This is a genomic window from Enterobacter sp. YSU (assembly GCF_016082135.1).
Taxonomy (GTDB): domain Bacteria; phylum Pseudomonadota; class Gammaproteobacteria; order Enterobacterales; family Enterobacteriaceae; genus Enterobacter; species Enterobacter hormaechei_C.
Map to the genome: position 1 here is coordinate 3,379,248 of NZ_CP059487.1, position 22,958 is coordinate 3,402,205.

General features: G+C 50.7%; 22 protein-coding genes and 1 riboswitch. Of the genes, 10 read left to right on the forward strand and 12 right to left on the reverse strand.

What is annotated here, in order from left to right:
- Positions 1-30: 30 nt before the first annotated feature.
- Complete coding sequence (mlrA, locus tag H2Z33_RS16315) at positions 31-771, reverse strand: HTH-type transcriptional regulator MlrA (RefSeq protein ID WP_017693055.1); 741 nt, start codon at positions 769-771, stop codon at positions 31-33.
- Positions 772-989: 218 nt separating this feature from the next.
- Between mlrA and H2Z33_RS16320 the strand changes: the two genes are divergently transcribed.
- From H2Z33_RS16320 to H2Z33_RS16330, 3 genes are read left to right on the forward strand one after another with little or no spacing between them, the layout of a single operon-like run.
- Positions 990-2,675, forward strand: a complete 1,686-nt coding sequence (locus tag H2Z33_RS16320) for a sensor histidine kinase (protein WP_032654264.1) — start codon at positions 990-992, stop codon at positions 2,673-2,675.
- Positions 2,669-3,388, forward strand: coding sequence for a two-component system response regulator BtsR (gene btsR / locus H2Z33_RS16325; RefSeq protein ID WP_198091804.1), 720 nt, complete (start codon positions 2,669-2,671; stop codon positions 3,386-3,388). Before H2Z33_RS16320 ends, btsR begins: the two co-directional genes overlap by 7 nt.
- Positions 3,389-3,434: 46 nt before the next feature.
- Entirely contained in the window at positions 3,435-3,905 is a 471-nt protein-coding gene (locus H2Z33_RS16330; protein WP_015572337.1) for a DUF1456 family protein, read from the forward strand.
- Between the two features lie 109 nt (positions 3,906-4,014).
- On the opposite strand, the gene metG is transcribed toward H2Z33_RS16330, so the two are convergent.
- Positions 4,015-6,048, reverse strand: a complete 2,034-nt coding sequence (gene metG, locus H2Z33_RS16335; RefSeq protein ID WP_023304104.1) for a methionine--tRNA ligase — start codon at positions 6,046-6,048, stop codon at positions 4,015-4,017.
- Between the two features lie 137 nt (positions 6,049-6,185).
- Between metG and apbC the strand changes: the two genes are divergently transcribed.
- Positions 6,186-7,295: an iron-sulfur cluster carrier protein ApbC gene (apbC, locus tag H2Z33_RS16340; protein WP_023295046.1), complete on the forward strand. Its 1,110-nt coding sequence runs from the start codon at positions 6,186-6,188 to the stop codon at positions 7,293-7,295.
- Between the two features lie 89 nt (positions 7,296-7,384).
- Here apbC and H2Z33_RS16345 read toward each other — a convergent pair whose 3' ends face one another.
- Both H2Z33_RS16345 and H2Z33_RS16350 read right to left on the reverse strand, forming a co-directional pair.
- On the reverse strand, positions 7,385-7,864 hold the full coding sequence (locus H2Z33_RS16345; RefSeq protein ID WP_032669489.1) for a GNAT family N-acetyltransferase: 480 nt from the start codon (positions 7,862-7,864) through the stop codon (positions 7,385-7,387).
- Positions 7,815-8,147, reverse strand: coding sequence for an RcnB family protein (locus tag H2Z33_RS16350; protein ID WP_017383366.1), 333 nt, complete (start codon positions 8,145-8,147; stop codon positions 7,815-7,817). Before H2Z33_RS16350 ends, H2Z33_RS16345 begins: the two co-directional genes overlap by 50 nt.
- A 482-nt stretch (positions 8,148-8,629) precedes the next feature.
- Between H2Z33_RS16350 and H2Z33_RS16355 the strand changes: the two genes are divergently transcribed.
- Genes H2Z33_RS16355 through H2Z33_RS16365 form a run of 3 tightly spaced genes read left to right on the forward strand, consistent with a single transcriptional unit; the run spans position 8,630 to position 12,416 of the window.
- Positions 8,630-9,769 (forward strand): polysaccharide export protein, encoded by a 1,140-nt coding sequence (locus tag H2Z33_RS16355; protein ID WP_032669490.1) that lies wholly within the window; start codon positions 8,630-8,632, stop codon positions 9,767-9,769.
- Positions 9,769-10,218: a protein tyrosine phosphatase gene (locus tag H2Z33_RS16360; protein ID WP_060459950.1), complete on the forward strand. Its 450-nt coding sequence runs from the start codon at positions 9,769-9,771 to the stop codon at positions 10,216-10,218. The genes H2Z33_RS16355 and H2Z33_RS16360 overlap by 1 nt, the downstream gene beginning before the upstream one ends.
- Positions 10,218-12,416 (forward strand): polysaccharide biosynthesis tyrosine autokinase, encoded by a 2,199-nt coding sequence (locus H2Z33_RS16365; RefSeq protein WP_063134515.1) that lies wholly within the window; start codon positions 10,218-10,220, stop codon positions 12,414-12,416. Before H2Z33_RS16360 ends, H2Z33_RS16365 begins: the two co-directional genes overlap by 1 nt.
- A 44-nt stretch (positions 12,417-12,460) precedes the next feature.
- Here the strand turns inward: H2Z33_RS16365 and H2Z33_RS16370 are convergent, their stop codons facing one another.
- From H2Z33_RS16370 to H2Z33_RS16390, 5 genes are all read right to left on the reverse strand, one after another.
- On the reverse strand, positions 12,461-13,927 hold the full coding sequence (locus tag H2Z33_RS16370; RefSeq protein WP_063134514.1) for a pyridoxal phosphate-dependent decarboxylase family protein: 1,467 nt from the start codon (positions 13,925-13,927) through the stop codon (positions 12,461-12,463).
- An 18-nt stretch (positions 13,928-13,945) separates the two neighbouring features.
- A complete protein-coding gene (locus H2Z33_RS16375; protein ID WP_015572345.1) occupies positions 13,946-15,322 on the reverse strand; it encodes a diaminobutyrate--2-oxoglutarate transaminase in 1,377 nt (458 codons plus the stop codon).
- Between the two features lie 311 nt (positions 15,323-15,633).
- On the reverse strand, positions 15,634-16,071 hold the full coding sequence (locus H2Z33_RS16380; RefSeq protein WP_033487338.1) for a hypothetical protein: 438 nt from the start codon (positions 16,069-16,071) through the stop codon (positions 15,634-15,636).
- A gap of 8 nt (positions 16,072-16,079) precedes the next feature.
- Positions 16,080-16,304, reverse strand: coding sequence for a hypothetical protein (locus H2Z33_RS16385; protein ID WP_071524132.1), 225 nt, complete (start codon positions 16,302-16,304; stop codon positions 16,080-16,082).
- Between the two features lie 196 nt (positions 16,305-16,500).
- Positions 16,501-17,619: a YadA C-terminal domain-containing protein gene (locus H2Z33_RS16390; protein ID WP_063134513.1), complete on the reverse strand. Its 1,119-nt coding sequence runs from the start codon at positions 17,617-17,619 to the stop codon at positions 16,501-16,503.
- Between the two features lie 744 nt (positions 17,620-18,363).
- Positions 18,364-18,459, forward strand: a riboswitch (TPP riboswitch).
- 67 nt (positions 18,460-18,526) lie between these two features.
- Between H2Z33_RS16390 and H2Z33_RS16395 the strand changes: the two genes are divergently transcribed.
- From H2Z33_RS16395 to H2Z33_RS16405, 3 genes are all read left to right on the forward strand, one after another.
- Positions 18,527-19,831, forward strand: coding sequence for a tyrosine-type recombinase/integrase (locus H2Z33_RS16395; RefSeq protein ID WP_063134589.1), 1,305 nt, complete (start codon positions 18,527-18,529; stop codon positions 19,829-19,831).
- Positions 19,832-19,918: 87 nt separating this feature from the next.
- A complete protein-coding gene (locus tag H2Z33_RS16400; protein ID WP_063134512.1) occupies positions 19,919-20,245 on the forward strand; it encodes a hypothetical protein in 327 nt (108 codons plus the stop codon).
- 9 nt (positions 20,246-20,254) lie between these two features.
- Positions 20,255-20,515, forward strand: a complete 261-nt coding sequence (locus tag H2Z33_RS16405; RefSeq protein WP_063134511.1) for a hypothetical protein — start codon at positions 20,255-20,257, stop codon at positions 20,513-20,515.
- 245 nt (positions 20,516-20,760) lie between these two features.
- Here the strand turns inward: H2Z33_RS16405 and H2Z33_RS16410 are convergent, their stop codons facing one another.
- From H2Z33_RS16410 to H2Z33_RS16420, 3 genes are all read right to left on the reverse strand, one after another.
- Positions 20,761-21,906: a TIR domain-containing protein gene (locus tag H2Z33_RS16410; RefSeq protein WP_063134510.1), complete on the reverse strand. Its 1,146-nt coding sequence runs from the start codon at positions 21,904-21,906 to the stop codon at positions 20,761-20,763.
- A 229-nt stretch (positions 21,907-22,135) separates the two neighbouring features.
- On the reverse strand, positions 22,136-22,333 hold the full coding sequence (locus H2Z33_RS16415; protein ID WP_063134509.1) for a hypothetical protein: 198 nt from the start codon (positions 22,331-22,333) through the stop codon (positions 22,136-22,138).
- A complete protein-coding gene (locus H2Z33_RS16420) occupies positions 22,330-22,947 on the reverse strand; it encodes a tyrosine-type recombinase/integrase (RefSeq protein WP_063867181.1) in 618 nt (205 codons plus the stop codon). The genes H2Z33_RS16415 and H2Z33_RS16420 overlap by 4 nt, the downstream gene beginning before the upstream one ends.
- Positions 22,948-22,958: the final 11 nt, after the last annotated feature.

The following is a 22,958-nucleotide window of genomic DNA, read 5'->3' on the forward strand; positions in this document are numbered from 1 at the left end:
GCGCAGCTGTTAATGAACCATTAAATGCCGTTACGACGCATTTGGCCCCAGCGAGTAAACGGGATAACCATGTTCGCGCCATTCCGTCAGGAGCTGCTGCTGGGAAGCGGAGGGGACTTCGCCGCACCAGACCAGCAGCGTCTGTCCCTCAAACAGTTCCGGCCTGAGCTGGGCCAGGGAGTGGGCAAGCACGTCAACGCGCCAGCCCTGCTGGGTGGCAATCCAGGCTTCGAGCCACAGCCGGGTGGTATCGTGTACGTTCCAGCCGATCACCAGCGCATCTTTGCTGTTTTTATTCCGCGCTGAGGCAAGACAGACGGAAATATAGTTAATCAGCACGCCATCAAGCATGCTGAGCAGTGCCTGTAAGGTGGTTTGCTGACACTGAAGCCGACGCCGTAGGGGAATAAAAAGATGGGTGATCAAGGTTTGCGCCGGGTAGTCTCGACCCTGTTCTTTGATCCAGCCGCGCAAACGCTGCAAATTGCCACTCTGCAACAGCCTCAGCAGCGTTTCCTGCTGCTCGCGCCAGAGAAGCTGCGTATCTGGATCGTCCTGGCTCAGAAGCGATTTTACCTTGCCGACCTGTACGCCATTGTCGATCCAGCTTTTGATCTCGCGGATCCGGTCAATATCCGCATCGTTAAACAGGCGGTGCCCGCCGTCCGTTCTTTGCGGCTTAAGCAATCCATACCGTCGCTGCCACGCCCGTAGCGTAACGGGATTGATATCACACAGGAGTGCCACTTCACCTATTGTGTAAAGCGCCATTTTCGCCCCCAGGCTTGCGCGTCCCCAGCTTAACTGTATACCCACTTTGCGGAACCAGGAAGATTTGATTCTTTTTTGTACAAATTATACGAAAGACAGGTTATCTCCGGCAAAAGGTGTGATGGCGGACACGATTTATCGCTTTTTTGGCACGTTTCAAAGAAAGTTAACCGCTATCAGTGTATGTTACGCGTTTTTAGAATGTGCGGTTTGTGAGTATGTACGAGTTTAATCTGGTGCTGCTGTTGCTTCAGCAGATGTGCGTGTTCCTTGTCATCGCCTGGTTGATGAGCAAAACGCGCCTGTTTATCCCGCTGATGCAGGTCACCGTCCGTCTGCCGCACAAATTCCTCTGCTACGTCGTATTTTCCATATTCTGCATTATGGGGACCTGGTTTGGTCTCCATATCGAAGATTCCATCGCCAATACGCGCGCCATCGGCGCGGTAATGGGCGGGCTGCTCGGAGGCCCGGTTGTCGGCGGTCTGGTGGGGTTAACCGGCGGCCTGCACCGCTATTCGATGGGTGGTATGACGGCGCTGAGCTGCATGATCTCCACCATCGTCGAAGGGCTGCTCGGTGGTCTCGTCCACAGCTATATGATTAAGCGCGGTCGCCCGGATAAAGTGTTCAGTCCCTTTACCGCAGGGGCGATTACCTTCGTGGCGGAAATGGCGCAGATGGCGATCATCCTGCTGATCGCGCGCCCGTTTGACGATGCGTTACATCTGGTCAGCAGCATTGCCGCACCGATGATGGTCACCAATACTGTAGGTGCGGCGCTGTTTATGCGCATTCTGCTCGACAAACGCGCCATGTTCGAAAAATACACCTCGGCATTTTCTGCCACCGCCTTAAAAGTTGCGGCGTCGACGGAAGGGATCCTGCGGCAGGGATTCAACGAGGAGAACAGTATGAAGGTGGCGCAGGTGCTGTATAAAGAGCTGGATATCGGAGCCGTGGCGATTACCGATCGCGAGAAGCTGCTGGCGTTTACCGGTACCGGCGACGACCACCATCTGCCGGGCAAACCGATCTCCTCGGCCTATACCCTGCGCGCTATTGAAACGGGTGAAGTGGTGTATGCCGACGGAAATGAAGTGCCGTACCGCTGTTCCCTGCATCCGCAGTGCAAACTCGGCTCTACGCTGGTCATTCCCCTGCGGGGTGAAAACCAGCGCGTCATGGGCACTATTAAGCTTTACGAAGCCAAAAACCGCCTGTTCAGCTCCATCAACCGCACGCTGGGGGAGGGGATCGCCCAGCTGCTTTCGGCGCAAATCCTGGCGGGGCAGTATGAACGGCAAAAAGCGCTGCTGACGCAGTCAGAAATTAAGCTCCTGCACGCTCAGGTGAACCCGCATTTCCTGTTTAACGCGCTCAACACGCTGAAGGCGGTGATCCGCCGCGACAGCGATCAGGCCGCGCAGCTGGTGCAATTTCTCTCGACCTTTTTCCGCAAAAATCTGAAGCGACCCTCGGAGATCGTCACCCTCGCGGACGAGATTGAGCATGTAAACGCCTATCTGCAAATTGAAAAAGCGCGCTTCCAGTCACGTTTACAGGTGTCGTTATCCGTCCCGGACGATCTGGCGTATCAGCATCTTCCGGCCTTTACCCTGCAACCGATTGTAGAAAATGCCATTAAGCATGGGACGTCGCAGCTGCTGGGAACTGGAGAGATTATGATTTCCGCTTCCCGTTTTAACCACCATCTGGTGCTGGATATTGAAGACAACGCGGGGCTGTATGAAGCTTCCGCGTCAGGCGGTCTGGGCATGAGCCTGGTGGATAAACGCCTGCGCGCGCATTTTGGTGACGACTGCGGTATCACCGTCGCCTGTGAGCCAGACCGCTATACCCGAATTACCTTACGATTGCCGCTGGAGGAGAACGCATGTTAAGAGTGCTGATTGTCGATGATGAGCCGTTAGCACGGGAAAACCTGCGTGTTCTGTTGCAGGAGCAGAGTGATATCGAGGTTGTGGGGGAATGTGCCAATGCGATTGAAGGCATCGGTGCGGTGCATAAACTGCGCCCGGACGTGCTGTTCCTCGATATTCAGATGCCGCGCATCAGCGGGCTGGAGATGGTCGGCATGCTCGACCCGGAGCACCGTCCCTATATCGTCTTTCTGACGGCCTTTGATGAGTACGCGGTAAAGGCGTTTGAAGAGCACGCATTTGATTATCTGCTGAAGCCGATTGAAGAGAAACGGCTTGAAAAGACCCTGACCCGCCTGCATCAGGAGCGTACCGTGCAGGACGTGACGCTGCTGCCGGAGCATCAGCAGCCCCTGAAGTTTATACCCTGTACCGGGCACAGCCGGATTTACCTCCTGCAAATGGACGACGTTGCCTTTGTCAGCAGCCGTCTGAGCGGGGTATACGTCACCAGCGCTGGAGGTAACGAAGGCTTTACCGAGCTGACCCTGCGCACGCTGGAGAGCCGCACGCCGCTAATCCGCTGCCATCGTCAGTATCTGGTGAACATGGCGCACCTGAAAGAGATCCGTCTGGAGGATAACGGCCAGGCCGAGCTGGTGTTACGTGCCGGGCAAACCGTTCCCGTCAGTCGTCGCTACCTGAAAAGTTTGAAAGAGGCGATAGGGCTGTAAAACTGGTACACTGCGCGCCATTGCATCATCGACATTCGAAGGCTCTATGCTAAGTAACGATATTCTTCGTAGCCTGCGCTACACCCTGAAAGCGAACAATAATGACATGGTGCGCATTCTTGCGCTCTCCGACATGGAATCCACGTCCGCCGGGTTCGACACCTGGATGACTAAAGAAGATGAAGAGGGTTTTGTTCGCTGCCCGGACATTATTCTGTCGGGCTTTCTGAATGGCCTGATCTACGACAAGCGCGGCAAAGATGAATCTGCGCCTGAGCTGGCGCTGGAGCGTCGGGTGAATAACAACACGGTGCTGAAAAAGCTGCGTATTGCTTTCTCCCTGAAAACTGACGACATTCTGGCGATCATGACCGAGCAGAAATTTCGCGTGTCGATGCCGGAAATCACCGCCATGATGCGCGCGCCGGATCATAAGAATTACCGCGAGTGTGGGGATCAGTTTCTGCGTTATTTCCTGCGTGGGTTGACGCAGCGGGTGCATAACCAGAAGGGGTGATTTTAGCCGGATGGCGGCTTCGCCTGACCCAGCCTACAAAACCCGTAGACCCGTGCAAGCGTAGCGCCGCCGGGCAAAAAAAAAGCCGGATTCTCATCCGGCTTTTTTATTACTTCACCTGCTGACCCGGCTTCGCGCCTTCGTCAGGGCTTAACAGGAAGATATCTTTCCCGCCCGGGCCTGCGGCCATCACCATCCCCTCAGAGATGCCGAAGCGCATTTTGCGCGGCGCCAGGTTTGCCACCATCACGGTCTGACGACCAATCAGCACCTGCGGATCGGGATACGCGGAACGAATGCCGGAGAAGACGTTACGCTTCTCGCCGCCCAGATCCAGGGTCAGACGCAGCAGTTTGTCAGAACCTTCCACGAACTCCGCGTTTTCGATCAGCGCCACGCGGAGGTCGACTTTGGCGAAATCATCAAAGGTGATGGTCTCCTGAATCGGATCGTCCGCCAGCGGGCCGGTCACCGGTGCGGCAGCCGCTTTCACCTCTTCTTTGGATGCTTCCACCAGCGCGTCAACCTGCTTCATCTCGATGCGGTTATACAGCGCCTTGAAGGTGTTCACCTTGTGGCCGAGCAGCGGCTGCTGGATGGCATCCCAGGTCAGTTCGGTGTTCAGGAATGCTTCCGCGCGGGCTGCCAGCTGCGGCAGAACCGGCTTCAGCCAGGTCATCAGCACGCGGAACATGTTCAGACCCATGGTGCAGATCGCCTGCAAGTCGGCGTCGCGGCCTTCCTGTTTCGCCACCACCCACGGCGCCTGCTCGTCGACATAGCGGTTGGCCACGTCTGCCAGCGCCATGATTTCGCGAATGGCTTTACCGAATTCACGGCTTTCCCAGGCTTCGCCAACCGCAGCGGCGGCGTCGGTGAAGGTTTTATACAGCTCAGGATCGGCCAGTTCGGCAGAAAGCACGCCGTCAAAGCGTTTGGCGATAAAACCTGCGTTACGGGACGCCAGGTTCACCACCTTGTTGACGATGTCCGCGTTCACGCGCTGCACGAAATCTTCCAGATTCAGGTCGATATCGTCGATGCGGGAAGAGAGCTTCGCGGTGTAGTAGTAGCGCAGGCTGTCCGCGTCAAAGTGGTTCAGCCAGGTGCTGGCCTTAATAAACGTCCCGCGAGATTTAGACATCTTCGCGCCGTTCACCGTTACGTAGCCATGTACGAACAGGTTGGTCGGCTTGCGGAAGTTGCTGCCTTCCAGCATTGCTGGCCAGAACAGGCTGTGGAAGTAAACGATGTCTTTACCGATGAAGTGATACAGCTCGGCATCGGAATCTTTCTTCCAGTATTCGTCGAAGCTTACGGTGTCGCCGCGCTTGTCACACAGATTCTTGAACGACCCCATGTAGCCAATCGGCGCATCCAGCCAGACGTAAAAATATTTGCCCGGCGCGTTCGGGATTTCGAAACCAAAGTAGGGCGCATCGCGGGAGATATCCCACTGTTGCAGCCCGGATTCGAACCACTCCTGCATTTTGTTCGCGACCTGCTCCTGCAACGCACCGCTGCGGGTCCACGCCTTCAGCATTTCGCTGAACGACGGCAGGTCGAAGAAGAAGTGCTCGGAGTCACGCATCACCGGCGTCGCGCCGGAGACCACGGACTTCGGTTCGATAAGCTCGGTCGGGCTGTAGGTTGCGCCGCACACTTCGCAGTTATCGCCGTACTGGTCCGGGGATTTACATTTCGGACAGGTGCCTTTGACGAAACGGTCCGGCAGGAACATGCCTTTTTCCGGATCGTACAGCTGAGAGATGGTGCGGTTTTTAATGAAACCGTTCTCTTTCAGACGGGAGTAGATCAGCTCTGACAGCTCGCGGTTTTCGTCGCTGTGCGTGGAGTGATAGTTGTCATAGCTGATGTCAAAGCCAGCAAAATCGGTCTGATGCTCCTGACTCATTTCGGCGATCATCTGTTCCGGGGAAATGCCCAGCTGCTGCGCTTTCAGCATTATCGGCGTGCCGTGGGCATCGTCCGCACAGATGAAGTTCACCTCGTGGCCGCGCATTCGCTGGTAACGGACCCAGACATCAGCCTGGATATGCTCCAGCATGTGGCCGAGGTGGATTGAGCCGTTGGCGTACGGCAGGGCGCACGTTACCAGAATTTTTTTCGCGACTTGAGTCATAGTAGGCATTACTTCTTTTAACTGTGAAAAGGGTTTTCGATATTACCAAAAGGGGCATTATTAAGTAAGCACAAACCGCGGCCTTTCAGGTAAACTTGTTTGTCTAAGGTCTTATTCACAAGAACAAAGGAGTCGGGATGAGTTCTCAATCCCAGGCCAAATCACCGGAAGCCTTACGAGCAATGGTCGCCGGGACGCTGGCTAATTTTCAGCATCCAACCCTGAAGCACAATCTCACGACGCTGAAAGCGCTTCATCACGTCGCATGGCTGGACGATACGCTGCACATTGAGCTACAGATGCCGTTCGTCTGGACCAGCGCCTTTGATGCCCTGAAAGAGCAAACCAGCTCTGAGCTGCTGCGCATTACCGGCGCAAATGCAATTGACTGGAAGCTAAGCCACAGCATCGCCACGCTCAAGCGCGTGAAAAATCAGCCGGGCGTTAACGGCGTGAAGAACATCATCGCCGTCAGCTCGGGCAAGGGCGGGGTGGGTAAATCGTCGACCGCCGTGAACCTGGCGCTTGCGCTGGCGGCTGAAGGGGCGAAAGTCGGCATTCTGGATGCGGATATCTACGGCCCGTCCATTCCAAACATGCTGGGGGCGGAAAACCAGCGTCCAACCTCGCCGGACGGCACCCACATGGCGCCAATCGTGGCGCACGGTCTGGCGACCAACTCCATTGGTTACCTGGTCACGGACGATAACGCAATGGTCTGGCGTGGCCCGATGGCCAGCAAGGCGCTGCTGCAAATGTTGCAGGAGACAATGTGGCCTGACCTCGATTATCTGGTACTGGACATGCCGCCGGGCACCGGTGATATCCAGCTGACGCTGGCGCAGAACATTCCGGTTACCGGCGCCGTCGTGGTCACCACGCCGCAGGATATCGCGCTGATCGACGCCAAAAAAGGCATCGTCATGTTCGAGAAGGTGGAGGTGCCGGTACTGGGTATCGTCGAGAACATGAGCATGCACATTTGCAGCAACTGCGGGCACCATGAGCCTATCTTTGGTACCGGTGGCGCCGAAAAGCTGGCGGCGCAATACCACACGCAACTGCTGGGGCAACTGCCGCTGCATATCACACTGCGTGAAGATCTGGATAGCGGTAAGCCAACGGTGGTCAGCCGTCCGGATAGCGAATTCACGGAAATCTATCGTCAGCTGGCGGGGCGCGTTGCGGCGCAGCTTTACTGGCAGGGCGAAGTCATTCCGGGTGAAATCGCCTTCCGCGCGGTGTAACGCCTCTGCGCGTTAGTGCCGGGTGGCGGCTTCGCCTTACCCGGCCTGGCTCGATTTTGTAGGTCAGGTAAGCGTAGCGCCACCTGACTTTACCCAAGCCGATAGTGCATCAAATAATACTCTCCGTCCGGAGAATCTCCCGTCGCCTCAATGTGCCAGCCGTGGCGCTGGTAAAACGCAACCGCCCGCTCATTCTTCACCAGACACTTGAGTGAACCCGTGCTGGTAAACGTCTTCTGCACGTGTTCAAGCAACACATGTCCGACGCCCAGGCTCTGATAGTTCGGATCGACAAACAGGTTGTGCAGAAAATTATCGTTCGTCGAGACTGAGGCAAAGCCAAGTCGGTGCCCATCCTGCTCCGCCACCCAAATCCCTTCGTCCAGGGTTGCCGCGTCAAAATCTTCAAGCTGCCACGCAGAACTGTCCATCCACGGCCAGGCTTCACGTCGGGTGTGAAGGAAGAGCGTGCGCAGGAAAGGGCGATCGCTCTCCTGCCACGGACGGATTAGGATCGTATCAGCGGTGATAGAAAATATCTCCGTTATAGGCTTTGTAGATTTTGCCATCGGCATCGCCAATCAGAACATAATTCTCACCCATGTAGGTCCAGTGTGTGCCGGCATCGGGCGCGGGAAGGTTACGCAGCTGGTACTGTTTGATGGTGTACTCAGGCGTCTGATACTGCGCGGGCGCGGTGTCGCCGATTTTAAACTTCGTAAAATCGGCAATAAACTCTTGCTCTTCATAGGCCTTGATGCCGGAAGGCGCTGTCGATGTTTGCGGTGCAGCGTGCGCGGCCCCCGCCAGTGACAGTAATACACCCAGAAGCAACAATTTACGCTTAGCCATTTTTTCTCCAGTCATATCGTTACTGATACTTTTTGTGTGCAGATCCGCTAACGGATGGCAGACAGTTCATTTTAAGTATCCTCACAGGGTGAGTTTGCAAAAAATGTAACAAAAGTGCACGGTTTTGTGTAGTCGCAACCGTCATTAATTATTACTTCGACGAATAAATATGAGCTTATACAGATAACATAATTATTGGTTTATTAATTAATTCTGAAAAAACATTTTCAAGGCAAATTTACTAAGATTCAGGCATGCATTCAACAAATAGAACATTTAAGATTGCCTGAAACCCTCTTTCCGAATGCCTGATTAAGACAATGCAGGGCTGTAAAGTCTGCCCAAAGGAATGTCGTGTGGTTTTATAAATACTCTCTGTGTTTCTGTTAATTCATTGAATAACAGCAACTTGTGCTTGAGTGAAATGTTACTGTTTTATCCTGTATACGATAATCACTACTATAAAAGATATTATGTAATAAATGAAAAACACAACAGTTGTATCGATATTATTTTTAATTATTACCCCCTTATCTGGCTGCGTATTTTACCCTGGCCAGCATCTCGATCTCGCTGGGAAAAAGATAATTGCCGCAGAAGATGCAAATGATTGTCTTGAGAAACGGATTGATGTTTATCCTCTTACGCCTTCGTTAATTGAAAAAATGCGACCATCGGTTTTGAAATCTCAGGCAAATCCTAATCTGGATGAACAGGTCAAAAACTGGGAATACCGTATCGGCGTTGGGGATATTCTGACCGTCACCGTCTGGGATCACCCTGAACTGACAACCCCGGCAGGGCAGTATCGTAGCGCCAGTGACACCGGTAACTGGGTCAATGCCGACGGCACACTTTTCTATCCCTATGTCGGTAAATTGCCGGTGGCTGGCAAAACGGTCGCACGGGTACGCGAGGAGATCACGGCCCGGCTGAACAATGTTATTGAAAGCCCGCAGGTGGATGTCAGCGTCGCCTCTTTTCGCTCACAAAAAGCCTATGTGACGGGCGAGGTGGTGAAGTCAGGGCAGCAGGCTATTACCAATATCCCGTTAACGGTCATGGATGCCGTAAACGCCGCTGGGGGGCTCTCTGCCGACGCGGACTGGCGCAATGTCGTGCTGACGCATAATGGGAAGGACACGCGCCTCTCGCTATATGCGCTGATGCAGCATGGCGATCTCACGCAAAATAAGCTGCTCTATCCCGGCGATATTCTGTTTGTCCCCCGTAACGATGCGCTGAAAGTGTTCGTCATGGGCGAGGTCGTTAGACAGAGCACGCTGAAAATGGATCGCAGCGGCATGACCCTGGCCGAAGCGCTGGGCAATGCCGGTGGGCTGAACCAGAATATGGCCGATGCCACCGGAATTTTTGTCATTCGTTCGCTGCCGAAAAGCGAGCGTTCAGAAAAAATTGCCATCCTCTACCAGCTCAATGCTCAGGACGCATCAGCCATGGTGTTAGGCACCGAGTTTCAACTTGAGCCCTATGACATTGTCTATGTCACCACTGCACCACTGTCCCGCTGGAATCGCGTGATATCACAGCTTGTTCCGACCATCAGCGGGGTGCATGACCTTACCGAAACGGTTCGTTACATCAGATTGTGGCCGCAATAATGTTCAAATCAATACTCGTGGTTTGCACCGGAAATGTCTGCCGTTCTCCAATTGGGGAGCGGCTTTTACGCCAGCACCTGCCCGACAGATATATCGCCTCGGCGGGCATATTCGGGCTTGAAGGGCGCCCGGCGGATGACAGCGCCCAGGACGTAGCCTGGCGGCATGGGATTTCCCTCGACGGCCATGTGGCGCGCAGGCTGACACGCAATCTGATGCAGGGATCCGATCTTATCCTGGTTATGGAGCCGGAACATCTTCGCTTCATTGCGGCCATGGCGCCGGAGATTCGAGGAAAGTCGCTGCTTTTTGGGCAATGGCTGGAGCCGCAGGAGATCCCCGATCCCTACCGTCAAAGCCGGGAAGCGTTTGAATATGTGTTCGGGCTATTGGGTAAAGCCAGTCAGGAATGGGCACGTCGTTTAGGTCAGCAAGGAATGAAGCATTAATGTCGTCTTACACAACAGACAATTATGGTGCAGCGGCACCCCAACAACATGAAGTCGATCTCGTTCGTTTGCTCGTCGAGATGATCGACCACTGCACGATGATTCTGTGCGTGACGTTCCTGTTCATCCTGTGCGCCGGTCTCTATGCCTGGATTGCGCCACCTGTTTATCAGGCGGATGCCATGGTGCAAATTGAAAACAAACACGATAACAACCTGCTCAAAGGTTTGAGCCAGCTGGGCACCGATGTGTCGCCGGATGTTGCACCTGAAATTTTACTGCTGAAATCCCGCATGATCCTCGGCGAGACCGTTGATAAATTAGCTCTGACACAGCAGGCAAAGCAGCGCGTTTTGCCTGTGGTGGGGCGTCTCTGGCAGCGTCTGCAAGGGCGTGAGCAGGGCAAAATCACGTTAGGCGAACTCCAGATCCCGCAGGTGGAAGGCAACGCGCAAGAGCTCACGCTGACCGTACAGGAAGCGGGAAAATATCACCTGACGGGCGAAAACATTGAGGCCGACGGCCAGGTTGGGAAAACGCTGGTTACGCAAGGGATCGTTCTGCTGGTGACGTCGATTGAGGCTGAGCCAGGCACGCAATTTTCGCTTAAGTCGTTGACGCGGCTTGAGACGATCAACGCGCTGAAGAAGCGTCTCACGGTTGCAGAATCGGAGAAACAGAGCGGTATCGTGACCTTAACCCTGACGGGCGAAGACCCTGACAGCATCGCCCGGGTGCTGAATGCAATTGCTGAAAATTATCTCCAGCAAAATATCGCGCGCCAGGAGGCTCAGGATTCTCGTAGTCTGGATTTTTTACAGGCGCAGTTGCCGAAAATCAGCGCGGACCTTGATCAGGCAGAAGCGCGGCTGAATGCCTACCGGGCGCAGCGAGACTCGGTGGACCTGTCTCTGGAGGCAAAATCTGTCCTGGATCAGGTTGTTAACGTTGAGAATCAGCTAAATGAGCTGACGTTCCGGGAGGCAGAGATCTCCCAGCTCTTTAAAAAGAGTCACCCTACCTATCGTGCATTGCATGAAAAGAGACAGACCCTTGAGCGGGAACGGGAGCGTCTCAATAACCGTGTGTCAGCTATGCCCTCCACGCAGCAGGAAATTTTACGCCTGAGCCGCGATGTTGAGTCGGGTCGCACGATTTATTTACAGCTATTGACGCGCCAGCAGGAGCTGAATATTTCCCGCTCCAGCGCTGTCGGGAACGTGAGGATCATTGATGAGGCCGTTACGCTGCCGGACCCGATAAAGCCGCGTAAAGCGTTAATCATCGTTCTTGGCGCGCTGTTCGGGCTAATGCTCTCAATGGGGACCGTGGTGGTACGTCAGGCGTTCAAACGTGGGATCACGCTTTCCGAACAGCTGGAAGCGCAGGGGATGCCGGTTCTGGCTACGTTGCCACGTTCACAGTGGCTGTGGAGTAAAACGCAGTTGCGCAGAAAAAATCCGTTTTCTCGTCGCTGGAAACACAAAACCTCGGATGTGCCTTTCCTGCCCGTCGATCGCCCTGCTGATATGTTTGTTGAAGCAGTACGCGGGCTGCGGACCAGTCTGCATTTCACCATGATGGAGGCTGAGAACCGCATTGTGATGATTTCTGGCCCCACGCAGGACTGCGGAAAAACGCTGGTGGCGACGAATCTGGCGGCCATCGCCGGGCAGAGCGGTCAGCGGGTGCTGTTTATTGATGCGGATATGCGCCAGGGCTATGTTCATAATATTTTTGGTCTGGAGAACCGCCACGGATTGTCCTGCCTGCTCGAAGGGAAACGCGACTTAGCGGAGGTCATTCAGCATGCTGAAAAAGGGGGAATTGACGTCATCACCTGCGGCCCGGACCCCCTGCGCCCGTTAGAATTGCTGTTAAGCGAACGATTCCTTTCCGTCATGTCCTGGGTTAACGAGCAATATGACATTGTCATCATTGATACTCCGCCGGTCCTGGCCGTCACCGATGCCGCGCTGGTCGCCAGAGCAGCCGGAACAACGCTAATGGTTGCCCGTTTCGATAAAACCAGCGTGAAAGAGATGGAGAATACCGTTAAACGGTTACAGCACGTTGGCGTGAAGGTCAGCGGCACAATCCTCAACGATATTGTTAAATCTGCAGCGCTGTATTACAGCTCGGGGTACAGCCAGTATGAATACGGCTATGCTTCGAGGAAAAAAGGGGAAAGGCGTTAGCGCGGGAAAAACAATCCCTCTCCCGGGTGGGAGAGGGATAAGTATTACTTCGCCATCACTTCCTGCGCGGTACGCTCAACCAGAGACAGCAGGATTTTTACGTCCTCCAGCGTCACGGTTGGGTTCAGCAGGGTCAGCTTCAGGCAGGTGATACCGTTATGCTCGGTCACACCGACGTTTGCACGGCCAGACTCCAGCAGCGCATCGCCAATTTTCTGGTTCAGCAGGGCAATACCGGCGTCATCCATCTGCGCCTGCGGACGGAATCGGAACAGCACGCTTGCCAGCTGGGGTTGCATCACCAGTTCCAGAGCAGACTGCTCTTTCACGTAAGCCGCAACCTGCTGTGCCAGCGTCACGCCGTGATCGATGATTGCCGCGTATTGCTCCTGACCCAGCGCTTCCAGGCTCATCCACAGTTTCAGCGCGTCGAAACGGCGCGTGGTTTGCAGAGATTTGGAGACCAGGTTAGGTACACCCGCTTCTTCATCGAACTCAGAGTTCAGATAGGCCGCCTGATAGCGCATCAGTTCATAGTGACGCGCTTCTTTCAGCAGGAACGCACCGCAGCTGATGGTCTGGAAGAACTGCTTGTGGAAGTCCAGGGTGACAGAATCCACGAGCTCGATACCGTCCAGGTAGTGACGATACTGCTCAGACATCAGCAGCGCGCCGCCCCAGGCCGCATCAACGTGCACCCAGATATTCTGTTTCGCAGCCAGCTCAGCAATAGCACGCAGCGGATCGATAGCACCCGCATCGGTCGTACCGGCCGTGGCCACAATCGCCAGGATCTGCTCGCCTTTCGCGTTGCACTGTTCGATTTTCGCCGCCAGATCGGTGAGATCCATGCGGGAGAATTCGTCAGTTTTCACCTGCACCACGGACTGGTAGCCCAGACCCATCAGCGCCATGTTTTTCTGCACGGAGAAGTGGGCATTTTCCGAACACAGCACGCGGATCTTACGCAGATCGCCTGTCAGACCGTCCTGCTGAACCGAGTGGCCCTGACGCGCAAAGAACGCGTCACGCGCCAGCATCAGCCCCATCAGGTTACTCTGGGTGCCGCCGCTGGTGAAGACGCCTGCGTCGCCAGCCTGATAACCCACGCGGGTACGCAGCCATTCGATCAGTTTGATCTCAATGATGGTTGCGGACGGGCTTTGATCCCAGGAGTCCATACTCTGGTTAGTGGCGTTGATCAGCACTTCCGCCGCCTGGCTAACCACCAGGCTTGGGCAGTGCAGGTGCGCCACGCACTGCGGGTGATGAACGGACAAACTGTCTTTCAGGAAGAACTCCACGGCGCGTTCGATCGCCGCTTCGTTGCCCAGCCCTTTCGGGTTGAAATCCAGCTTAATACGGTCGCGCAGCTCCGCGACCGTTTTGCCCTGGTACATCTCAGGCTGTTTCAGCCACTGCATCACAGCCTGAGTGCTTTGTTCAATCGCCTGCTGGTAAGCTTCAATGCTCTGCGCAGAGGAGAACAAAATTGGGTTTGAATCAGACATCGTATTCAACAACTCCGGTTACGCCGGGCTAACGCCCGCAGCAAGCAGTGCCTGCTCGAATTTATCCAGGAAGACTTTCAGCTCGTCATCGCTGATAAGCAGAGAAGGCAGCAGACGCAGAACGATACCGTTACGGCCGCCACGCTCCAGAATCAGGCCGGCTTCGAAGCATTTCTTCTGGATCAGTGCAGACAGCTCGCCATCGCCCGGGAAGCAACCCATGTGATCGGCGGCTTCATGTGGCTTAACGATTTCAATACCGATCATCATGCCCAGACCGCGAACGTGGCCGATCACCGGATAGCGTTTCGCCATCTCTTTCAGCTGGCCTTTCAGCCATTCGCCCTGTGCAGCTACTTTGCCCGCGATGTTCTGGTCTTTCAGGATCTTCAGCGTGGTCAGACCGGTAGCCATCGCCAGCTGGTTGCCGCGGAAAGTACCGGTATGGTGACCTGGCGCCCATGCATCGAACTGCTTTTTGATACCGAGCACGGCCAGCGGCAGACCGCCACCGACTGCTTTAGACATCACGATGATGTCTGGCTCAATGCCAGCGTGTTCGAAGGCAAAGAATTTACCGGTACGGGCAAAGCCAGCCTGGACTTCGTCGAGGATCAGCAGGATACCGTGTTCCTGAGTGACTTTACGGATGCGCTGCAACCACTCAACAGGCGCCGGGTTCACGCCACCTTCACCCTGAACGGCTTCGAGGATCACCGCGGCAGGTTTACGCACGCCGCTTTCGACGTCGTTAATCAGATTTTCGAAGTAGTAGGTCAGCGCCTTCACGCCCGCTTCACCACCGATACCCAGTGGGCAACGGTACTCGTGTGGGTAAGGCATGAACTGGACTTCTGGCATCATACCGTCAACCGCTTCTTTCGGAGACAGGTTGCCGGTGACGGACAGTGCGCCGTGGGTCATACCGTGGTAACCACCAGAGAAACTGATGATACCGCTACGACCGGTCACTTTTTTCGCCAGCTTCAGCGCCGCTTCAACGGCATCAGCCCCGGACGGGCCAGTGAATTGCAGGCAGTACTCTTTGCCCTGACCAGGCAACAGAGAGAGCAGGTATTCTGAAAACGCGTCTTTCAACGGCGTGGTCAGATCCAGGGTATGTAACGGCAAGCCGCTGGTAATGACATTTTGGATGCTTTTCAGCACATCAGGATGATTGTGTCCAAGCGCGAGGGTGCCTGCGCCTGCTAAACAGTCAAGGTATTCTTTATTATCTGCATCGGTGATCCACACGCCTTCTGCTTTCGTAATCGCTAAAGGCAATTTGCGCGGATAACTCCTGACGTTAGATTCAAATTCGGCCTGACGGGCCAGATAGGTTTCGTTGCTTTTGTGGGCATCTACGGTGTCAATACGGACTTTATCCGTCATCATATCACTCCTACAACCGCCGCTTCGTTATGAGCAACGATTGAATAAAAAGTTAAAAAACAGATGGGGCCTGAAAAAAACGCCGCCAATATAGAGCCTTTTGTCACCGGGCTCAATGGTTAATTTGCTTACTGTTTTGTGACACAGGGCACAGGGCAGGGAAGATCGCCGTTTGTATGGGGGAGATTGCACTTTATGCTAAATAAAAACAGCAGCTTACGTATGATTTATCCGCATTGTAAAATCAGACAAAAGAGTGTGACAAATCGTGCGATTGTCAGGTGAAAAGGAGGCAGTGAGCCTCCTTACGCTGTTTATTTCTGGCTAACGCGTAAAATACCGTGTTCACGTCCCTTCGTTTTATTCCACGACGCGTCCGTAATACCGTTTTCATCCAGGCTTAGCGATATCACAAAACCATTACCACGGATCTCATAGAAATTCGCATTCAGACGTTTAACGCTGGCTTTTTTGCCGTTTACGGTGGCGCTAAAGAAGCCGTTAGAAAGCGTGGCGTTAACCGTATCCGACGAGAACGAGGCTTCACGCAGGGGATCGTGAACGGATGTCGTTGGTTCGTGTTGTGCCGCATTTTCCGCTTTGGTTTTGCTGATATCGCAAGAGCCATCGCCAGCGCTAATTTGCGTGCATCCCGAACGCTCTAATTGCGCGCGATAATGGGCGTTTATGGCGTGCGCAGGCGTCACCACCACAGAGAAAAGTAACGCCAACAGCGTAAATTTAGTTTTCATAAATACCCTTAATTATGGTGGTGATGTTTTTGATTAGCGTCCGCCGCACGAGCGGCATTTGCATATGCAGCAGAGAGTGACGCATTGTTGATGCCTTGTTGCCTTTGTTGTTCAGAAAGATAGCAGGTATCGTAACTGACCCCTTTCGCAGTGCAATTTGCGATGCGTTGCTCAGGCGAGACACAACCTGTAAGCACGGCAGTACTTATGACTAATATCATTAATTTTTTCATTTTATCGCCTTAAAAACGACACAAATAATAAGAAACGTACATCATGCCGATCCAGATCCCGATTGAAATGAGCATCACGTACAGGGCAGCTGAAATAAAAATATGTTTGAGCATGTTCTGTTTAATGAATAAAAGTGTGACGTCGAATAGTTGTTAAGTTATACAAGTAATATTATAGAGGTTTTAGGCTTTTGATTTAAAAGCCAATACCGATGCCTGCACCCATAGCAAGATCGCTGTTTGTAGAATCACTTATACCAGCCTTGATTACAGCGTGTTCACCTGCATGGAAAGATGCTCCTGCGCTGATAGCTTGCTCATTCTTAAATGACCCCACACCGGCGGAGAACATTACAGATTGCTCTTTCTCTACTTGTGGCATGGAAGCGAGAGCGATAGCAGAGGCAACGCCGCTTCGCGCTTCTTTCTTGTTCTCGTCAACTTCATTTTGCAGGCTTTTGAATTGAGCATTGCTTGAAGATTGTGCTTGGGCAAAAACATGTTGAGTGGCTTTCAGGTCAGCAGCTTGTGCCGCTGTTTGAGTATTGAGTAATTTAATTTTGTTGATAGTAGCTGTATCAACTTCTTTCTTCGTGATGATTGTTGTTACGCCGTTTTTACCGTCTTTACCATCAGCACCATCTTTACCATCATTGCCTTTAGCTCCGGGTTTACCTTCAGCCCCGATAGCACCTGCTACACCCTGAATCCCTTGAGCACCTGCATCACCTTTTGCACCTTCTTTACCATCAATACCATCTTTCGGCACTGGTGCATTCTCAAGTGCAGTGATACGGGTATCGTTAATACTAATTAACCCGCTATTGATACGTGTTTGATCTGCCACGACAGCAATATTTTTTGCATTGTTGTCTGCGGTGATTTGAGCATTTCCAGCAGCAGCTAACGCAGTATGAGCGGTGCTATCAGCATCATTAGCGCTGATTTGAGCGGTAGTAATGCCGGTGCTTAACAAAGTTTTGTTAGCTTGCAGATCTGCATTGATGTTATTCACATTAGTAATCGTCTGGTTCAGTAATGACGTATTACCCGCTACGTTAGTATTAGTGGAATCAATTGAGGATTGCAGTTTTTCGCGATCGCCTTGCAGGTTGTAAATCTGGATAGCCTGGCGATTATTATCACTCTCAACAACATCTAAATCATATACACGGTTATCTGTACCATTAAGGTGAAAACCTGAAGCAGGGTTATTTTGATCATACATAACAGCAGACGCAGCATTAGCATTATCAACGATACTGGCAAACAGAGTACCAATGACAGCGATTACTGCTTTGTTGAAGAACTTCATTTAAAAGGCTCACATCATTAGAAAGAAAAAATCACATTAGCGTTATGGCTTACGTTTGGTTGTGCAGAGCAAACGGGTAAGTTTAAGTATTTAAGGGTTTTTGTATTTATTTAATTTCATTGCTGAACTATAGTTATTTTGTACCTAAAAATATTGATTTAAATCAAGATTTATTTGAATGATTAAAAGTGGATAAGGTACGTGTGTTTTATTTTTTCTATTAAAAACAACAGGTTGCTGATGATTTTTTTAGTCTCTATATTTAACTTGATGATAAATATGAAACTTTATTTCAATTTTATTTTAATGTTCTTTAAATGTACTCGTTTGTTAGTTTTGGGATATGATTTCATTTGAAAGTATTAGTGTGTGAAACTGAAAGTTTACATTGAATCAGTAAGTTTTGAGGTGGAAAAAAACCAGAAAAGTATCAGGAGAACGTAACGTAAGTTTTAAATGGGAGGGTGTTGGAAAAGCTGGGCGTCTGGTGTGCAGAATGATGATCAGGCGAAGGGTTCTCTTTTTCATAATTGTTGAGATAGTTGCTGTCAGTATTATGTGGCTATATATGTTGTACCTGGTGAGATTCAGAACAGGGGAGTTAAAGAAGACATTCTTTATATAGTTTGCGGATTTCAGGTGTAATACCTGCTTTGATAAAACGAAACATCTTGCGCCCTGCCTATGGCCACGGTTACACTAAGTACCTACATATTCTTTTTATGTAACTGATTGTATTGTAATTAATTTGACTCGGGGTGCCCTTCTTTGTGAAGGCTGAGAAATACCCGTATTACCTGATCTGGATAATGCCAGCGTAGGGGGCCGAAATTTGGCCTATTTATCATGAGATTGCATCTCTTTTTGTCCGTGCGGAATGCACTTGAGGTACAAAAAGGGGATGTTCATGAGGTTAAGATCACTTCCGTACACGTTCAAGAGGTACGGTAACTACTACATTCAGATCCGCTTATCTGATGGGCGGTCATACAAAAAATCACTGTCCACTGACAGCTATCGTGAAGCATCTGCTTTAATGATCAGCATCCTTCCGCATATCCCTTTTCTTAAATCATTAACTACTCCGCTCCCTGTGTTTGAAGCGTTCTTATCAAATCTGATCGCGTCAGAACGCAGGGCTGCAAGAAATCCACTCTTATCCCAACAGCAGATAATTGTTCCTTCTGAACTCGTGGAACCTCAGCCGCCAGCCGAACCGGAAAAAGTGCTAACCCTGTGGGATGCGTGGGCTATGTACAAAGATGAAAAAGGGCGCAACTGGACGAAATCGATCTCTATGGCAAACGAGCGATACATGGAAGTGTTGTTAACTGTCTTGGGAGAGAAAACTGATGTAACGGCGATCACAAAGCAGGATATTAAGCAGGTGATGGAAGTGGTTGAAAATCTCCCTAAGCGCGTTGTTCAGCCTTATCGCTCAATGTCCATTCAGCAGTTGATAGAATGTGATGATGTCCCACCGGATGATCTGGTTGGTGTTGAGGCTATCCATAAGCATCTCAAACTCTACAAATCACTGTTCAAAACATTTCTTACCGAGAGCAAAGATATTCTTTCTAAGCCTCCAACTGATGGCGTAGTGGCTGCTCCTTCAAAAGCGAGATTTGGTGCTTACAGCACAGCGGAGATGAAAAAGTTTGTAGGGTGGGCGCTCAAGCAGCCAGATCACTGGCAAAAATGGATCACATTGTTGTTGGCGTACACTGGAGCCAGAAGGGGGGAGATTGCCAAACTGGAGAGGTCACAGATCAAATACGATGAAGATAGTCAGCGCTATTATTTCCTGATTGCGGAGGGAGGCCAGGGCAAAACGGAAAATGCCACAAGGCAGGTAGTTATTCATCCCAAGCTGATCGAATGGGGTTTTATGGACTATGTTGATCGCCAATGGAAAGAGCGGATTTTCTCAGAGGTGGCAGGATCGAACATGACAAAGATCGGAAAAATGTTCGCTGATCTCCGTGATGAGCTTGGGATTCCGTATCAAGATGATTACGGGCAACGGCGGTTGCTGCACTCCATACGTCATTCCGTCTGTTCTTCGGCAATGGCAGGTTGGGTGACGAATATTCTTCATCTTCAACAGACAGTTGGCCACGAGAAGAGCGGAGGGATCACTAAGCGCTATCTGCATACGTTTCCCTTATCCTCAATTTCTTATGTGATTGATGGGATTGATTGGGAGTCCTGAGTAGGCTCCCCAACGGGCAATAAGGCTTGTATTGTCCAATATCTGCGCTACGCTACCTTTGATTAACCACAGCAAAGGATAAAAATTATGACTAAAGAACAGTTTAAAGCGGCTGCACAGTATGATGATTGGAAAGGAAGCGTCGCAGCAGATGAGCTTGAGAAGAAAAATTTCAGCGACTTCTTAAGAGCGAAAGGAATACTCAAACAAGGTGAAGTCGTCAAAGGCATCTCCGTTTATTCGGGTGTAAATCGCTTTGATGTGGAAGCGTACATCGCTGATGATAAAAACGCATTACGGAAAGAAGATATTCAGATAACCCTTGGGGAGTTTTTCAAGACTTTCAAACGGTTCTCTATCAATATTTCTCGTAAAGGGGAATTGGACGATCAAGAAATCGAGTTCAAAGAGTAAGGAATCATAATGAGCATTTACTTTACTGAACATGGCAGCGCTATTGAATACCAAGTTGAAGGACGTTGGACAGTCAAGGGAGACTATTTGCAGGTCAATCATGGCCCCAATATTCCGGGCGGCTTGTACAAAATCAACGACGATAAAGTGAAATTCCCATTCGACTACAGAGAGGTTGAGGCAGTGATCGATACTGAAAAACTCACCTTTACCGTGAATGGTCAAGAGTACTCAATGAGGAAAAAACAAACTAACGCTTGGGATGTATAGCTGTATGGGGGCATTGCGCCCCCTCATATCATCCTCTCAAAGTCTGTAGCCACATCATCAGCAAATGAAGCTGGTTTCCTGTCATTGCTGGCAATTTAAACGTTTGACCTCAATATACGTCGCACAATGCAAGCGGCAAACTTTATTTTTATGGGAGGAGAAGTTTATCATGTGTCTTATATTAACTCGATCTAACCATTTACTTCTTCCACCCAAATTTTCGACAAAGGTAGCCGTTGATGGATTTATGCCACCTTAATTAACGAGTAAATACCATCTGGATTAAGATAATCAATGATATCGTAGAAGGATACGAATAACTCCCACGGACCTAAGGCATAGCAGTGAATTTCATACGGAGCAAAATGGAAAGTTAACCCTGCTTCACTAATGGTGAAAATATCCAGTTTACTATCCGTTATCCCCCGGACTAACCACTCCATATCTGATTCCTCAGGTTTTTCTCCCGTTCTCTCCCAGAATATACGGGGAGCATCCGATATAAGCCTTTCTTTAATTTTGTTAATAGCATCGTACCCTTTTTCATCAATGAAGAGATCATATAATGAAAATTTATAGGAATAATCATCGTCGATTACTACGAAATTGCTAACATCGAAATGGCTGTTAGGGTGAGCTGCGCCTGCACCATACCAATTGGCACTATGGAGAATACTTAGGATATGGTTATTACAGTATGCAATGTAATATCCTTCAATATAGTCACTGGTATAAGTGTTTTTATACTCTTCATTCCAACCAAAATTACTTGGCCAAGGTGAAGTTCTGTTGTTGAAAACTAAACTCGCGGCACGACCTTTGAAATAGTTAGATATGATCTTTGCTGACCGAGGATAATTTTGGTTAGAAACAATCGGATAGGTTATATCAATTTCATGTCCAGGTATGCTGTTATATTCTTCCTTAAATGTTTCGCTTGTGAATGTAAAATCACCGTACGTTACCCCTTTTGCAATTTCAATGTTTTGTTGAGTTGCAGCTAAGGCTAACGATTTTTCTAACAACGCCCAGCCATCTTCACGTTTATAGTCGATGTATTGAATTTTTGAGGATATGAATGTTGGGACAGGTGAATCATCAATAAGAATGGGTATCACAAAAATGTCATCAGGTTTATAATATTTTAATTTATCAATGGCTTCATTCATTTCACGCCTAATATAACCATTTTTTTGACAGCTAACTTTACTAAGAATAATAATTATAACATTTGCGCTGCTAAAGTTTTTTTGAATTTCGTTGTCCCAATTTACACCCGCAGGAATATCTCTTATATCCATCCAAGGACTATAACCATTGGTTTTTAATTTCTCATAAATTGACTCTGTAACCTTTTCATCTTCTTTTGCGTGAGCCAAAAATAATTTCATTCCTGATCTCCATTAGAGAATATCTGATATATTTTAACATCAGTGAGTGCAAATTTTACATTCATTATATTGCAAGCGGGAGGGGAAGGGTAGCCTTAAAAATATATTTAACTGATCTAAGTGATATGTTCGCTTCCAGAGTTTCACCTCCATCGGATTAACGCGCTCCGTAGCGCCACACCAGAAAAAACTGATGATCGGCTCTTCTTCCTTCTTCCTTCTTCAATCGTTACTCCTCTTTAAAGGTCATTGTGTAGCGGCATTGCTGCGATGGTCTGATCGTCACTGTCTCTGTAAAGTTGGTGTTGCGATATACGCAAATCTTCGCGTTATCTGTCTCCTCTTCATCATTCAATATCAGGGTTATATGTCCGGCATTCGCCAGGGCAGGCAATAGCGCCAGCGTCAGCACAATCAAGCGTTTCATGCGCGTGTCCCTCTCTTAATGCCTGTTGAATACTTCGTTCGTAGTGCGTCCACTTTGGCCTGAGTGATCCCCAGGTAGGCGCGTGTGTGTTCTGTGGAGCGATGCCCCAACATTTTACTAATCACCTCTAAATCCTCATTGTTATTGTGGGCAATTGTTGCCACGGTCTTACGTGCGCTGTGCATACTGATCACTGCTTCCTGTGGAATCAAGCGCTGCATTTTGAGCTTATCCACTGCATACTGAATCTCTGCATGGATTTTAGAACGGCTGATCGGCTTACCCTTGCTCCGGTTGCTGTCATTCTGGAATACATACACGTTATCCCCGCGCTCGTTATGACGAGCCTTGAGAACCTCCCTTGCTGTCTCCGTCAATTCCACTTCTACCGCTTCTTTGGTCTTGTCCTGGGTGATACGCAATACCTTGCTACCGATATCCAGTTCGTCCCAGCGCCAGGAACGCATATCCACGCCGCGAAGCTGTGTCTCTACTCCTATAAGGAAGAGATCCGCCACTGTCTGGCTCTTCTTCGCGATTTCCTCCACTACCATCTTCACCTGATCGGCGCTCTCAAGTCCGTCTGTACGCTTTGCACCCTTACTGATTGCCATTCTCTTACCTC